13 protein-coding genes are annotated in these 14391 nt (G+C 36.4%); 10 read left to right on the top strand and 3 right to left on the bottom strand.

Annotation, left to right across the window (positions count from 1 at the left end; translation table 11 throughout):
* Positions 1-303: 303 nt before the first annotated feature.
* The 3 genes from G9C87_RS04920 to G9C87_RS04910 all read left to right on the top strand — a co-directional run bounded on the left by G9C87_RS04920 (position 304) and on the right by G9C87_RS04910 (position 3570).
* The gene (locus G9C87_RS04920) at positions 304-480 is read left to right on the top strand and encodes a histone H1 (protein WP_089026768.1); all 177 of its coding nucleotides are present in this window, start codon (positions 304-306) and stop codon (positions 478-480) included.
* Positions 481-683: 203 nt separating this feature from the next.
* A complete protein-coding gene (locus G9C87_RS04915) occupies positions 684-1832 on the top strand; it encodes a hypothetical protein (protein WP_172278737.1) in 1149 nt (382 codons plus the stop codon).
* 166 nt (positions 1833-1998) lie between these two features.
* A complete protein-coding gene (locus tag G9C87_RS04910; RefSeq protein ID WP_172278735.1) occupies positions 1999-3570 on the top strand; it encodes a M20/M25/M40 family metallo-hydrolase in 1572 nt (523 codons plus the stop codon).
* Positions 3571-3621: 51 nt separating this feature from the next.
* On the opposite strand, the gene G9C87_RS04905 is transcribed toward G9C87_RS04910, so the two are convergent.
* Positions 3622-4191 (bottom strand): RDD family protein, encoded by a 570-nt coding sequence (locus G9C87_RS04905; protein WP_172278733.1) that lies wholly within the window; start codon positions 4189-4191, stop codon positions 3622-3624.
* Between the two features lie 10 nt (positions 4192-4201).
* Positions 4202-6325 (bottom strand): Tex family protein, encoded by a 2124-nt coding sequence (locus tag G9C87_RS04900; protein ID WP_172278731.1) that lies wholly within the window; start codon positions 6323-6325, stop codon positions 4202-4204.
* 223 nt (positions 6326-6548) lie between these two features.
* On the opposite strand from G9C87_RS04900, the gene G9C87_RS04895 reads away from it, so the two are divergent.
* The 7 genes from G9C87_RS04895 to ychF all read left to right on the top strand — a co-directional run bounded on the left by G9C87_RS04895 (position 6549) and on the right by ychF (position 13963).
* On the top strand, positions 6549-7226 hold the full coding sequence (locus G9C87_RS04895; RefSeq protein WP_172278729.1) for a YceI family protein: 678 nt from the start codon (positions 6549-6551) through the stop codon (positions 7224-7226).
* A gap of 136 nt (positions 7227-7362) precedes the next feature.
* The gene (locus G9C87_RS04890) at positions 7363-7899 is read left to right on the top strand and encodes a type 1 glutamine amidotransferase domain-containing protein (RefSeq protein WP_172278727.1); all 537 of its coding nucleotides are present in this window, start codon (positions 7363-7365) and stop codon (positions 7897-7899) included.
* Between the two features lie 93 nt (positions 7900-7992).
* The gene (locus G9C87_RS04885) at positions 7993-8250 is read left to right on the top strand and encodes a DUF1294 domain-containing protein (protein WP_317168530.1); all 258 of its coding nucleotides are present in this window, start codon (positions 7993-7995) and stop codon (positions 8248-8250) included.
* Positions 8251-8436: 186 nt separating this feature from the next.
* A complete protein-coding gene (typA, locus tag G9C87_RS04880; protein ID WP_172278724.1) occupies positions 8437-10242 on the top strand; it encodes a translational GTPase TypA in 1806 nt (601 codons plus the stop codon).
* A 126-nt stretch (positions 10243-10368) separates the two neighbouring features.
* Positions 10369-11973, top strand: coding sequence for a glycoside hydrolase family 10 protein (locus tag G9C87_RS04875; RefSeq protein WP_172278722.1), 1605 nt, complete (start codon positions 10369-10371; stop codon positions 11971-11973).
* Positions 11974-12207: 234 nt separating this feature from the next.
* Entirely contained in the window at positions 12208-12759 is a 552-nt protein-coding gene (locus G9C87_RS04870; RefSeq protein ID WP_172278720.1) for a ferritin, read from the top strand.
* Between the two features lie 112 nt (positions 12760-12871).
* A complete protein-coding gene (gene ychF, locus G9C87_RS04865; RefSeq protein ID WP_172278718.1) occupies positions 12872-13963 on the top strand; it encodes a redox-regulated ATPase YchF in 1092 nt (363 codons plus the stop codon).
* A 92-nt stretch (positions 13964-14055) separates the two neighbouring features.
* Here ychF and G9C87_RS04860 read toward each other — a convergent pair whose 3' ends face one another.
* The gene (locus G9C87_RS04860) at positions 14056-14247 is read right to left on the bottom strand and encodes a hypothetical protein (protein ID WP_172278716.1); all 192 of its coding nucleotides are present in this window, start codon (positions 14245-14247) and stop codon (positions 14056-14058) included.
* Between the last annotated feature and the right edge of the window lie 144 nt (positions 14248-14391).

Here is a 14391-nt window from a genome sequence, read left to right as displayed (position 1 = left end):
AACTGTGTACTCTTATTATAAAATTGAGATTCCGCTTCTTTTCCTATTGAAAAATGCTTTGCAATTTTATACAGTATTAATGATGTATGGTCCTTGAATTTTTTATGTGATAAAGCCTTAATTTAAAAAGGATATTGGAAAAAATTTAGCTTTAAATTAAAAATTTCACCCGCCTTCTAAAATTTGAATTTATATTGGACATTATAAAGGATTATTTTTTTTCAAATTTTTGTAAACTTTTTTCATCACAGTTAGGCTGGAATCACCATAAAACCTATATTTGCACCCTAAATTTTAAAATAAATGAAAGAACTAATTGAAAAAATCAACGCGGAATTTGAAGCATTCGCAACTGAAGCAAACCAACAAGCTGAAAAAGGAAACAAGGCAGCTGGAACAAGAGCTCGTAAATCAGCTTTAGAACTTAGCAAATTGTTCAAAGATTTCAGAAAAGTTTCTGTTGAGGAATCAAAAAAATAAATTTCCTAAAAGCCAGCTTTTTAAGCTGGCTTTTTTTGTGCCGGGATTTTTCTATGGATCCTGCTTTCAGATATTCAATCTCTTTGTTTTAGAGAATTTTGAAAATAGAAGCTAAATAGTACTAAATTTCATTAAGGTATTGTCTTATTTCCCTTTGTGGGTATATTTGTGTAGTTAGTTGTTTTACATTAATCACCCGTCATATGAAGCATTCTTATTTATATTTGATTCTTTTTTTTGGTCTTTTTTCCGCGCAAAAAGTAAAAGTCATAGATTCAGAAAACGGGAAAGCCATATTTCATGCGAGGATTGTTCTTAATAATCAGGTTGTTTACACCAATGAAGACGGCTATGCTCCACTTGGGCAGAACGCAGGAAACTTTGAAGTATCAGCTTTCGGATATCAGAAAAGAAAAGTATCTGGTTTTAATTCTTTTATCAAATTGAAACCTTCATTCAAAAATATTGAAGAGGTAAAAATGGTAAGTATAGATATAAAAAAACTTTTTAATGATATAAGAAAGAATTATGAAAAAAGATATTATAATGAGCCTTCCTTGTATAATGTGGTATTCAAAGAAAAAAGATCAGATAATGATGAACTTTGCTTTTTAGTTATTACGGAAGCTAAATTATGGAGCAAAAGTAACCATTACAATTATAATGACGGAATTCGTAAAAATTATGACAAGATTCTCCAGATGCAGCTGAATAATGTAAAATACCTGAAAAATTTAAAGTCAGACAGTATTTTTTCGCCGGGGAGTAATGAATTTTCTCATGAGTATATGGGAAATTACTTTCTTAGCTTCGAACTGAACCGTACACTTAATCATATTAATAGTATTAACTCAAAATATTCAGGGAAAATAATCTCTGAAGAAGGGGATGAGCAGCTGATGACTTTTAAGGTTAAATCCGGTACGGGTATTGAGCTCATAGGAGAGCTTAAGTATAACAAGGCTGATAAAGTGATTACTTATTTTGAAGTCAATTATCTACAGACAAATTATCCGCCAATCAGAAGAAAAATGGCAGGAGGAATAGAGTATGATTACCAATTAGGGGATGCTTCGCTTACTTTTGATTTTTATAAAAGAGACGGAATGTATCTGCCCGCCTTGGTAAGACTTAAAGGTGAAAAATACTCTGCTTTTTACCAGGGAAAGAAGCATGAAAGAAAATTCAGCAGAGAAATTATTTACAATACTTTTGAAAAGTCAAATAAGGAGGGACTTTCGTACAGAGTAGACTTCAGTAAAAACATCTGGGAAAATGTTCCGGTAAAAGAGGAGAAAGAAGATGCTATCATACTTTCTGCTGAGGAGCAGGCTTTTATTAATGAAAAGTAACAAATTTTGAAAAAAAAATTAAACTGTTGTTTTAAGCTGTTTTTTTAATTGTTATCCATTTAATTTCTTAATTATTTTCCTATAAAGGCTTTTATTCTTTTATTTAGTTCTCCTTTTCTTTTCAATTTTCGCTGAAATCTATATCTTTATTCCAATCAATAATGCTATGAAGATAAATACGTTTTTTGCAATGCCGGCAGTTGTTCTGGCAACGCAGTTTTCTTGGGCACAGGCTCCCGCAAAATCTCAGGAAAAGCTTAATCCTATTGTGGAAAGTTTTGTGAATGAAGCCAATAATAATTCTCAACTCGAAAATATGGCCTATGAGCTGCTTGATGGTATCGGACCCCGTTTGGTAGGAACTCCGGAAATGCTTGCCGCCAATGAATGGACAGCTAAAACACTTCGCTCATGGGGAGTAGATGCAAACCTTCAGCAATTTGGAACCTGGAAAGGGTGGCAGAGAGGAATTACCCATGTAGATATGGTATATCCCCGTGTGAAATCATTATCTGCCACACAACTTGCATGGAGCCCTGCAACTAAGAAGGCAATTGAAGCTGAGGTTATAGTACTTCCAAAGGTATCTTCCAAGGCCGAATTTGATCAGTGGTTGCCTTCTGTAAAAGGTAAAATGGTATTGATCGCGCAGTATCAGAAAATCGGACGTTCTGATGATCAGATCAAAGAATTCGCTACTCCGGAATTATATGAAAAGCTAAAGGCGGAAAAAGAACAAGCTTCCAAAGATTTCCGTGATTATGTAAAGAATATAGGATATGACAATAATACACTTCCGGAAGCTCTGGAAAAAGCGGGAGCAGCAGGGATTGCGATTTCCAACTGGACAGGAATTATGGGAGCAAACAGAATATTCGGAGCGAAAACATCTAAAATTCCCATGATTGATATTGATGTGGAAGATTATGGCATGTTGTACAGAATGGCAGAAAAGGGGGCTAAACCCAAAATAAAGCTTGAGGCCCAGTCAAAAATACTTCCTGAAGCTAAAAGCTTCAACACGATAGGAATGATCAAAGGAAAGGAAAAACCCAATGAATATGTTATTCTTTCTGCACACCTGGATTCATGGGATGGAGCGCAGGGTGCTACGGATAATGGAACCGGCACACTTACCATGCTTGAGACCATGAGGATTCTTAAAAAATACTACCCTAATAATAAAAGGACGATTGTAATCGGACTTTGGGGAAGCGAGGAGCAGGGATTGAACGGATCGAGAGGATTTGTTGCTGATAATCCGGAAATTATGAAAGGAACTCAGGCTGTTTTCAACCAGGATAATGGAACTGGCCGAGTAGTAAATATCGGAGGACAGGGATTTCTGAAATCATATGATTATATCGGGAAATGGCTGAATGCAGTTCCTAAAAATGTACGTGATAATATTAAAACCGATTTTCCGGGAATGCCGGGAGGAGGTGGATCTGATCATGCATCGTTTGTGGCAGCGGGTGTACCGGGATTCTCATTAAGTTCATTGAACTGGGGATATTTTGGATATACCTGGCATACAACGAAAGATACATATGATAAGATCGTTTTTGATGAACTTAAAAATAATGTGATTTTAACAGCTACCTTAGCTTATATGGCATCTGAAGATCCTGAGTTTACCAGCAGAGAGAGAAGGGTAATGCCGCAAGATGAAAAAGGGGAGGTTGTAAAATGGCCTGAAGCAAAGCAGCCGAGAAGAGATTCAAAGGATTATAAATAAACAAATGAAACCGCCACAACACTGGGGCGGTTTTTTATTTAAAAAAAGCTTTTACAATAAAAGGTTCTGATCACCCTGATATTTCAGGAGATCCCTGATTTCCGGAATTTTGCTTTCTTTTACAATATAGGTCTTACAGATCGTGTTGTTCATATGCATGCTGAAATTCATCCGCGTTCCGGTTCGCCTTCCCATGGCAATTGTTCTGGTCGTGTGTTCGGAGAAGACAGGGGAAAAGTTAGCAAGGCATAAAAGATTTCTTTGGAATGATTTTAAAAATCCGGGATAGTTTCCGTAATCATCCAGGACTTTAATTTTAAATATTTTCTTGCCTAAAGTTGTTCCCCAAGACCATTCCGTTATGGTTCCTGCAATGATAACACAGGGTATGGAAAGCAGAATGCTGATAACAATTACTTTATGAAGGAGAAAGTAGAAAATTAAACCAAAAGGAAGCATATCTATCCACTTGGCAAAAAGTCTTTCGGTCTCGTTTCCTTTATAACCTGGATTATAAGGTAAATGATACTCGTATGCATGATAAATTCTTTGACCGGACTCGTCAAAATAACGAGTCGGCCGATGAATGACTTTTCTTTCTTTAATTTCCGAGATTTTCAAATTAAATCCTTTATAAGATCATGCTCAGCTGAATTCTCTTTCTTACCTCGTCTACTTCTGTTACTTTTACCTGAACATGCTGATGCAGTTTCACTACCTCATTCACATCTGAAACAAAACCGTCCTTGAGCTGAGAAATATGGACTAATCCACTTTCCTTAATCCCCAGGTCAACAAAACATCCAAAGGCTGTAATATTATTAACGATTCCCGGAAGGATCATTCCTATTTTCAGGTCTTTTACACTTTTCACATTGGGGTCAAATTCAAAAATTTTGGCTGCCTTTCTGGGATCCAATCCCGGTTTTTCAAGCTCTTTTAAAATGTCCCGGATCCCAAGGATACCAATTTCTTCGCTAATATATTTTTCCGGCTGGATTAATGCAATTTTCTCTTTGTTAGCTATAAGTTCATTCAGCTTTATTCCCAGGTCTTTGGCCATTTTTTCAACGATACCGTATGCTTCCGGATGCACCGCTGAATTATCCAATGCATTTTTTCCGTTGCTTATTCTTATAAATGCCGCTGCCTGCTGAAAAGCTTTTTCTCCTAATCTGGGAACTTTTTTCAATTGTTTCCTGTCTTCAAAAGCTCCGTTTTCCGCGCGGTAATTGACAATATTTTCTGCCATTTTCTCACCAATTCCGGAAACATAGCTTAAAAGTGATTTGCTGGCTGTGTTCAGATTGATCCCTACGGAGTTTACACATTTCATAACCGTAGAATCCAGTTCGTTTTTCAATTGAGTCTGGTCTACATCATGCTGATATTGTCCAACACCAATGGACTTAGCATCAATTTTAACGAGTTCAGCTAATGGGTCTGCAAGCCTTCTGCCAATGGAAACAGCACCACGTACTGTCACATCATAGCTGGGGAACTCTTCTCTGGCAATCTTACTTGCAGAATAAACAGATGCTCCGGCTTCTGAAACAACAAAAACCTGCAACGGTTTGTCAAATGCAATTTTTTTAATAAAGAACTCTGTTTCACGGCTTGCTGTTCCGTTTCCTATTGAAATAGCTTCAATATTATAGGCGTTAACCATCGAGCGTATCTTTTTCATTGCCATTCCCGATTCATTCTGAGGTGCATGCGGATAAATGGTTTCGTTGTGCAGAAGGTCTCCTTTTTCATCAAGGCATACCACTTTACACCCGCTTTTGTATCCGGGGTCTATTGCTAATATTCTTTTTTCTCCTAAAGGAGGAGCTAATAATAGCTGGGTTAAATTTTCAGAAAAAATCTCGATCGCTTTTTTATCTGCCTTTTCTTTTGCTTCCTGTAGCGTTTCATTGGAAATGGCGGGTTCCAGTAACCTTTTATAGCTGTCTTTTATCGCCAGGGCAATTTGTTCACTACTTTCATTTTTAGATTTAATGATGGCATTTTCAATAAAATCGATTGCCTCTTCTTTATCAATTCCTATATTTACTTTTACAAAACCTTCAGATTCTGCTCGTAGCATAGCCAAAAGTCGATGGGAGGGTGTTCTGCCAAGGCTTTCTTCCCATTCAAAATACTGAGAAAATTTTTGTGCACCTTCCTCTTCCTTTTTGGCTTTAACAACTTTAGAAGATATAACTGCTTTGCGTTGAAATAAACGACGGAGATTTTTGCGGACATACATATTTTCATTGATCCATTCAGCCATGATATCCCGTGCTCCCTGCAAAGCTTCCTCCGGAGAAGAAACTAAATCGTTCATATACCGGGAAACTACAGAATCCAGATCATGGGATTTCTGGCTCATAATGATTTTAGCCAGAGGTTCAAGTCCCTTTTCCTTCGCAGCATCGGCTTTCGTTTTTTTTCGTTTTTTATACGGAAGATAAAGATCTTCAAGTTCCTGTATGTCGAAACTATCCTGGATTCTTTGCTGAAGTTCAGACGTTAAAGAGTTTTGCTCCTCAATGGATTTGAGGATCGATTCCTTTCTTTTAATGATTTCATCAAACTGCTTGCTGAGTTTTGAAATTTGTTCAATCTGCAATTCATCCAGATTTCCGGTCGTATCTTTTCGATATCGTGAGATGAAAGGAATAGTACAGTCTTCTGACAATAATTGTAAGGTATTCGTAATGCTTTTTTCAGGTATATTAAGCGCTTGTTGTATATAGCCGGTTGTATTCATTCTAAATTTTAGACTGCTAAAATAGGCAATTTATATGGTGAGTGAAATATCTTACACCTTACATATTTGTATGGTTTTAGGACTTTATGATGGATATCTGAAAATAGAAACTTAATTTCTTGATGTATGATAAGAGAATAAGTAATAAGGTTTTTCTACTTTTGAATTTCAGAATTAAGGAATCGATCCTGATCAGTTCAAAAACTTTTTAAAAAAATAAAATATGAAAAAAATTAGTGTTATCGCGTTAGTAGGAGTAGGATTGCTTATGGCATCATGTACTAAAGAGAAATCAGCGGAGGCTTCGGCTGCTGGCCAGGAACAGGCTGTTGCTGAGAGCAAAGGAGAAGTGCTTGCCGTAGATACAGTAGCTTCTGTTGTTAACTGGAAAGCTTACCATAAAGGAGGTTTTGCTCCACGTTGGGGAACTCTTAATGTAAAATCAGGTGACCTTAGTGTTGAAGGAAATCAGGTTTCTGCAGGAAATTTTGTTATCGACATGACTTCTATTAAAGTGGATCCTGCTTCAGTAACTGAAAAGGACAAGAAGCCAGAAGATCTGGTAACGCATTTAAAAACTCCTGACTTCTTTAATGTAGAGAAGAATCCGGTTTCAGATTTTAAAATTACAAGTGTAGCGGATCTCAAAGAAGCTCCTAAAGATGCTGTGGCAGGTGCAAATAAAACAATAAGCGGTAATCTTACGCTATTGGGAAAAACAATGAATGTAACTTTCCCAGCCAAAGTAGAAGCAACAGCTAATTCCGCTTCTATAGATGCTAAATTTACTGTAAACAGAGCTGATTGGGGAATTAAATTCGGAACTTCCGAAGCAGACCCTGCTGAATGGATGATTAGTAAAGACATTGAGATCGGCGTTAATGTGAAAGCAAAAAAATAATTTGTTAGATATATTAAATAGGGAGCTGCTATTAAGCAGCTCTTTTTTTATGTTTAACTTTTTTTAGTAATTGATAACACGGGCTCGGCATCATTTTTTCTTCTTCTTAATTAATAACACCAAAAATTTTAATATTATGTCGAAAAAAATTGCAATTCTGGCAACCCATGGTTTTGAAGAAAGTGAGTTACAATCACCAAAAGAATTTTTGGAACAACAAGGTTGGACTGCGCATATTGTAAGCCCCGATTCCGGAACCATAAAAGCATGGGCCGAAAAAGACTGGGGTAAAGAATACACTGTGGACAAAAATCTTAATGAAGCAAATGCTTCTGATTATGATGCACTGGTATTACCTGGAGGGGTGATCAATCCCGATCAGTTAAGAACTAATGACAAAGCACTCCATTTTGTACAAGATTTTTTTCAGCAGAAAAAACCCGTTGCGGCGATTTGCCACGGGCCACAAATCCTGATCAACGCAAAAGTTGTAGACGGAAAAAATATGACCTCTGTGAATTCGATAAGCGAAGATCTAAAAAATGCAGGAGCTTTGTGGGAAGATAAAGAAGTTGTAGTGGATAATGGTCTTGTAACAAGCAGAACACCGAAAGATTTGCCAGCATTTAATGCTAAGATGGTTGAGGAAATAAGAGAAGGAAAGCACGGTTAATTTATAATTTCTGATCAAATATAAGATGAGGCATAGTGGTTAAATTTTAATTACTATGCCTTATTTTTTACAAGGATCGTACATTTGCAGGATATGATGTATTATTTATTGGCTATTAATCTCGTGTGCTTTTTTATATTCGGAATCGATAAACGAAAGGCTAAAATGCATCAAAGAAGGATTTCTGAAAACACACTTTTGGCATTGGCCCTGTTTGGCGGCAGTGTAGGAGGAATATTCGGAATTTTTATCTTTAGACATAAAATTTCGAAAAAATCTTTTTTATTAAGATTTTGTGCGGTTCTTGTTATTCAGATGGTATTGGTTTATTTTTTTAGAAAATACAGATGAAGGTATGATGTAATTAACGCCTAACAGCTGGATGGTCAGGTATATGTGTGCTTTGGAATAAGGAGCCAGGGAGCCCATTGCCATGTGATTTATTTTAACTTTCTCATTATGAATTTGTTAAATAATGTATAATCATACTGATTAATTAATTAAAAAACACTATTTTTGCACCCGTAAAAATCATTCATGCAAAACATTAGAAATATTGCGATTATCGCACACGTTGACCACGGGAAGACGACTTTGGTTGACAAGATTATTCATGCTACAAACATTTTCAGAGAAAATCAGGAAAGTGGAGAATTAATAATGGATAATAACGATCTTGAAAGAGAAAGAGGGATTACCATTTTATCTAAAAATATTTCTGTTACTTATAAAGACGTTAAAATTAACGTAATCGATACTCCTGGTCACGCCGATTTTGGTGGTGAAGTAGAGAGAGTTCTTAAAATGGCAGATGGTGTAATTTTGTTAGTTGATGCTTTCGAAGGGCCTATGCCACAAACAAGATTCGTATTGCAAAAAGCATTGGAATTAGGGTTAAGACCACTAGTGGTTATCAATAAAGTAGACAAACCAAACTGTCGTCCGGATGAAGTACATGATCAGGTATTTGATTTATTCTTCAACCTGGAAGCTACTGAAGAGCAATTGGATTTCCCAACCTTCTATGGATCTTCAAAACAAGGTTGGTTCAATACTTCACTAGAGCAAACGGAAGATATTTTACCATTATTAGATGGTATCTTACAATATGTTCCTGCTCCAAAAGTATCTGAAGGTAATCTTCAAATGCAAATTACTTCTCTTGATTATTCTTCTTTCCTGGGAAGAATTGCAATCGGAAAAGTAACAAGAGGTGAGATTAAAGAATCTCAGTGGATTGGTCTTGCTCAGGCTGATGGTAAAATTGTAAAAGGAAAAGTAAAAGAATTATACGTTTTTGAAGGTTTAGGAAAGAAAAAAGTAACTGAAGTACAAGCTGGAGATATCTGTGCTGTAGTAGGTTTCGACTCTTTCCAGATTGGTGATTCTTTTGTGGATATGGAAAATCCTGAACCATTACCAAGAACTGCAATTGATGAGCCTACTTTGAACATGACGTTCTCTATTAACAATTCACCTTTCTTCGGAAAAGACGGTAAATATGTTACTTCAAATCACCTGAAAGAAAGATTAACGAAAGAATTGGAGAAAAACTTAGCATTAAGAGTTCAGCAGACTGATGATGCCAATACATTCCTTGTTTTCGGTAGAGGTATTCTTCACTTGTCAGTTTTGATCGAAACAATGAGAAGAGAAGGTTATGAAATGACAATCGGTCAGCCACAAGTTATCTTAAGAGAAATTGACGGTGAAAAATGTGAGCCTTATGAATCATTGGTTGTTGATGTTCCTGAAGAATATGCTTCAAGAGTTATCGATTTGGCAACTCAAAGAAAAGGGGATCTTCACATTATGGAAACTAAAGGAGAAATGCAACATATGGAATTTGAGATTCCTTCAAGAGGTTTGATAGGATTGCGTTCTCAAATGTTAACTGCTACAGCTGGTGAAGCTATTATGGCACACCGTTTTACAGAATATAAGCCATTTAAAGGTGCTATTCCTGGAAGAAACAATGGTGTATTGATCAGCAAAACTCAAGGTCCGGCTACTGAATATTCTATTGCTAAACTTCAGGATAGAGGTAAGTTCTTTGTTGATCCGGGTGAGGAAATCTATGCAGGTATGATCATTGGTGAACAAAACAAACCAGGAGATTTAGTTGTAAACATCGTAGAAGCAAAACAGTTGAACAACATGAGAGCTTCTGGAAAAGATAAAGATACTGGTGTTGCTCCGAAAATCTTATTCTCATTAGAAGAATGTATGGAATATATCCAGGGTGATGAAGCAATCGAGGTAACTCCAAACTTCATCAGAATGAGAAAGAAAGTACTTTCTGAAGAAGAAAGAAAAAGACTGGAAAGATCTGCGAAAGCATAATGAAATTCAATATAAGTGAAAGCCTCGATTTTCGAGGCTTTTTTTATATATAAAAGTTGAATTAATTCAATTTATTATAATATTTTTAAAAAACTAAAAAAATAATTTAATGTAGTTTTGCACCCTATGAAAGTTAGTAATTTAAAATTGATCATATTGCTGGGGGTACTGGCATCTTGTGGAAGTTCCCGTACCGTTCAGAATAATACGGTAAAACCAACCAGAAATCCAAATACAGCCAATCCCGTTAAAAATATTTCAAAGCCTCCTGTGGCTAATACTAAACCAGTTCCTGTACCACCAGCCGATGAGGTTTTTAAAGTTAATCTTCCGGCTATTAACAGGGAATTCAGGGGTGCATGGATTGCCAGTGTTGCGAATATCAACTGGCCTTCAAGAAACGATTTATCTATTGATCAGCAAAAGGCCGAAGCCATCAGTATGCTGGATATGCTGAAAGATAACAATTTTAATGCTGTAATATTTCAGGTACGTCCCTCTGCGGATGCATTATACACCAGTTCTATTGAACCTTGGTCTTATTTTCTGACAGGAGAGACCGGGAGATCCCCTTATCCCAATTATGATCCGTTGCAGTTCTGGATTGAAGAGTCCCACAAAAGAGGTCTGGAGCTTCATGTCTGGCTTAATCCTTACCGTGCCCATCATACAAACGGAGGAGCTGTGAACAGCCTTTCTATGGCCAATAAGCTTTCTGACATTGTGGTAAGACTAAAAAACGGGATGTATTGGTTTGATCCTGCGAATCCTAAAACACAGGGACATGTTTCTAATGTGGTAAAGGATATCGTGCAGAGATATGATATAGATGCGGTGCATTTTGATGACTATTTTTATCCTTATGCAACTTATAATAAAGGAGGTGATTTCCCTGATAACGCTACTTGGAATGCATATGTAAGCAGTGGAGGAACTTTATCCCGGGCAGATTGGAGAAGAGATAATGTCAATAAATTTGTTGAAAGGATTTACAAAGAAGTTCATGCGGAAAAAAATTATGTAAAATTCGGAATCAGCCCGTTCGGGATCTGGAAACCGGGTTATCCTGCAGGAATTACAGGATCTTCCCAATATGACGAATTGTATGCTGATGCTAAATTATGGTTAAATAAAGGATGGGTAGACTATTTTTCTCCCCAACTGTACTGGCCTATTGATTCTAAAGGGCAGGGTTTTGAAGCTTTGCTGAATTGGTGGGAATCTGAAAATACAATGAAACGCCACCTATGGCCGGGATTAAATACAGTGGAAATCAGGACTTCTGATCGTCCTTCCGAGATTAAAAACCAGATAGAACTTTCCAGACAGATTCTGAAAGGTGATGCCGGTGAAATCCATTGGAGCATTGCAGGGCTTACGAGAAATCCTTCGATGTTAAGCACCCTGAGAAACGGGCCCTATAAAGAAAAAGCTTTGGTGCCTAAAAGTCCATGGATTAAAGCTGCTCCTCTCGCAACCCCAACATTGTTTGTGGCCGATAACGGAAGTTTTGCCCAGGCAAGCTGGAGTAATAAAAATCTGAAAGATGTATTTCAGTGGGCATTATTTAAGCAATATAATGGCGTTTGGGAAATTGAAATTCTGACTTTAGACACACTGTCAAAAGATATTCCTAAATATAAGTATGGAAAAACTTTAAATGCAATTGCCATTAAAGCAATTGACCGGCTGGGAAATGAAAGTGATTACATGGCGAAAAAAATAAAATAATAAAAGGCTTCCAACACCATAAAGCAAAAGAATAAATAATATGTTGTTGGTGCCGATACAATAAAAGCAGCTCTACAAGAGCTGCTTTTATTTTAGAATAACTATAAATTATTAGCTTAAAATATTGTTTGTTAGTATTTTATGTTGTTATTTTAGTGTTTTTTTAAAAGAATAAGAACTTTATCGGAACCATTTTTGCAGGATTATATTCATAATCACTAAAAATAAAATATTATGAATACGAACAGACTTTCACCTGCGGTGGAAAAAGCCTTGAGCGATCAGATGAATAAAGAAATTCATGCAGCACACACTTTCCTTTCTTATGGAATATGGGCTGATGATAAAGGATACCAGGGTATTGCTAACTTTCTATACAGGCATGCGCAGGAAGAGAGAAACCATTCTATCAAATTTATGGAATATGTACTAAACAGAGGCGGAAAACCTAAAGTTGATGCCATTCCTGCACCTCCAAGTGATCCTGAATCTCTGACTGCTTGCTTTGACGGCATTTTTAATCACGAGGTAGACAATACCACATCGATATATAAAATTGTTGATCTTGCCCTTCAGGAAAAGGATTGGGCAACCTGGAATTTTATGCAATGGTTCGTTCAGGAGCAGATTGAAGAGGAAACTTTAGCTCAGAACCTGATTGATAAATTAAAAATTGCTGGTGGAGATCGTGCAACGGACGAATCTCTGTTTACATTAGATAAGACATTAGAAAAAACACCCGATGATGCTCCCTTAGCTCAGAACGCTACAGGTGCAAATCCTTAAGGTGAAATAAAATGGAAAAAAAATCTGCCGGATTCCCGGCAGATTTTTTTATTATGAAACTCGTGTTAAAATCACTATCTTTGCAGACCTTTAAAAATAAAATAGTTTCATTATGAAATGTGGAATCGTAGGATTGCCGAACGTTGGTAAATCAACTCTGTTTAACTGTTTGAGCAATGCAAAAGCTCAATCTGCCAATTATCCTTTCTGTACTATCGAACCTAACCTGGGTACGGTATCAGTACCGGATCAAAGATTATTCGAGTTGGAAAAATTAGTAAATCCAGAAAGAGTTTTACCGGCTGTTGTGGAGATTGTAGATATTGCAGGTTTAGTAAAAGGAGCCAGCAAAGGAGAAGGTTTAGGAAACCAGTTTCTTGCAAATATCCGCGAATGTGAAGCAATTATCCATGTTTTAAGATGTTTTGATAATGGAAACATCATTCACGTAGAAGGTTCCGTAGACCCTTTGAGAGATAAAGAAATTATTGATATTGAACTTCAGCTGAAAGACCTTGAAACAGTAGGAAAAGCAGTTGATAAAGCTAAGAAATTTATCAAATCAGGAAAAAAAGAAGACATTCTTACTTATGAAACGCTGCAAAGCCTTCAGAAGTTTCTTGAAGATGGAAGAAATGCAAGAGAGTTTCCTGTAAATGATCTTACAAAACCAATTATTGACGATATTCAGCTATTAACAAAAAAACCTGTACTTTACGTTTGTAATGTAGATGAGAATTCTATTAAGAATGGAAACGAATGGGTGTCCAAAATTGATGAAATGGCTCAAAAAGAAGGATCTGAAATTGTGGTTTTGGCTGCTCAGATTGAAGCTGATATCAATGAGCTTGAAACTTTCGAAGAAAGAGAAATTTTTCTTGAAGAGCTGGGATTAGAAGAACCCGGAGTTAACAGATTAATCAGAAAAGCATATGATCTTCTCAAGCTTCAGACGTATTTTACTGCGGGTGTAAAAGAAGTAAGAGCATGGACTATCGGACAGGGATGGACTGCTCCTCAGGCAGCCGGAGTTATCCATACTGATTTTGAAAAAGGATTTATCCGTGCAGAAGTAATCAAATATAACGACTACGTACAATATGGTTCGGAATCAAAAGTAAAAGAGGCTGGAAAACTATCTGTGGAAGGAAAAGAATATATTGTTCAGGATGGTGATATTATGCACTTCAGATTCAATGTATAAAGTATAAAAGAAATATTAAAGTTATAGTAATTAAAAAACGCTTCCATGAATTTGGGAGCGTTTTTTTTATAAAAATTTTATGTCAATTGCTTTTACAAGCGACATTCTTTTTGTGCACAGCTTGGAGAAATGGTTGTACAACCGTTAGGATAGTCCGGAAGCGGAGGGTCGCAGGGATAAGTAGGACATGCGATAGGTTGTTTACAGTCTAGCATTCCTCCGATGATTGTTCTTAATTCTCTTTTTGTCAATTTTTTCGCCTTTATAAAGTTTTTGTTTTTCATGCGGTTGATTTTTAATTGTTTAGTGAAAACTAACGATCTCTAGAATAAGTACAAAGTAGAAGTGTAAATTGTATAATAGTCTAAATTGTTATTTTACAGTGATTAGCTAAAGTAAAACCACCCTTGTGCAGAATGGTTTTATGT

The sequence above is a fragment of the Chryseobacterium sp. LAM-KRS1 genome (genome assembly GCF_013184525.1).
Taxonomy (GTDB): domain Bacteria; phylum Bacteroidota; class Bacteroidia; order Flavobacteriales; family Weeksellaceae; genus Chryseobacterium; species Chryseobacterium proteolyticum.
This window is presented reverse-complemented; position numbering and strand designations above follow the sequence as displayed.

Excerpts from the sequence above, each read along its gene's own strand:
- G9C87_RS04915 (WP_172278737.1), top strand. The coding sequence starts at position 684 with ATGAAGCATTCTTATTTATATTTGATTCTTTTTTTTGGTCTTTTTTCC.
- G9C87_RS04890 (WP_172278727.1), top strand. The coding sequence starts at position 7,363 with ATGTCGAAAAAAATTGCAATTCTGGCAACCCATGGTTTTGAAGAAAGT.
- G9C87_RS04875 (WP_172278722.1), top strand. The coding sequence starts at position 10,369 with ATGAAAGTTAGTAATTTAAAATTGATCATATTGCTGGGGGTACTGGCA.
- typA (WP_172278724.1), top strand. The coding sequence starts at position 8,437 with ATGCAAAACATTAGAAATATTGCGATTATCGCACACGTTGACCACGGG.
- G9C87_RS04910 (WP_172278735.1), top strand. The coding sequence starts at position 1,999 with ATGAAGATAAATACGTTTTTTGCAATGCCGGCAGTTGTTCTGGCAACG.
- G9C87_RS04885 (WP_317168530.1), top strand. The coding sequence starts at position 7,993 with ATGATGTATTATTTATTGGCTATTAATCTCGTGTGCTTTTTTATATTC.
- G9C87_RS04900 (WP_172278731.1), bottom strand. The coding sequence starts at position 6,325 with ATGAATACAACCGGCTATATACAACAAGCGCTTAATATACCTGAAAAA.
- G9C87_RS04870 (WP_172278720.1), top strand. The coding sequence starts at position 12,208 with ATGAATACGAACAGACTTTCACCTGCGGTGGAAAAAGCCTTGAGCGAT.
- G9C87_RS04860 (WP_172278716.1), bottom strand. The coding sequence starts at position 14,247 with ATGAAAAACAAAAACTTTATAAAGGCGAAAAAATTGACAAAAAGAGAA.
- ychF (WP_172278718.1), top strand. The coding sequence starts at position 12,872 with ATGAAATGTGGAATCGTAGGATTGCCGAACGTTGGTAAATCAACTCTG.
- G9C87_RS04920 (WP_089026768.1), top strand. The coding sequence starts at position 304 with ATGAAAGAACTAATTGAAAAAATCAACGCGGAATTTGAAGCATTCGCA.
- G9C87_RS04895 (WP_172278729.1), top strand. The coding sequence starts at position 6,549 with ATGAAAAAAATTAGTGTTATCGCGTTAGTAGGAGTAGGATTGCTTATG.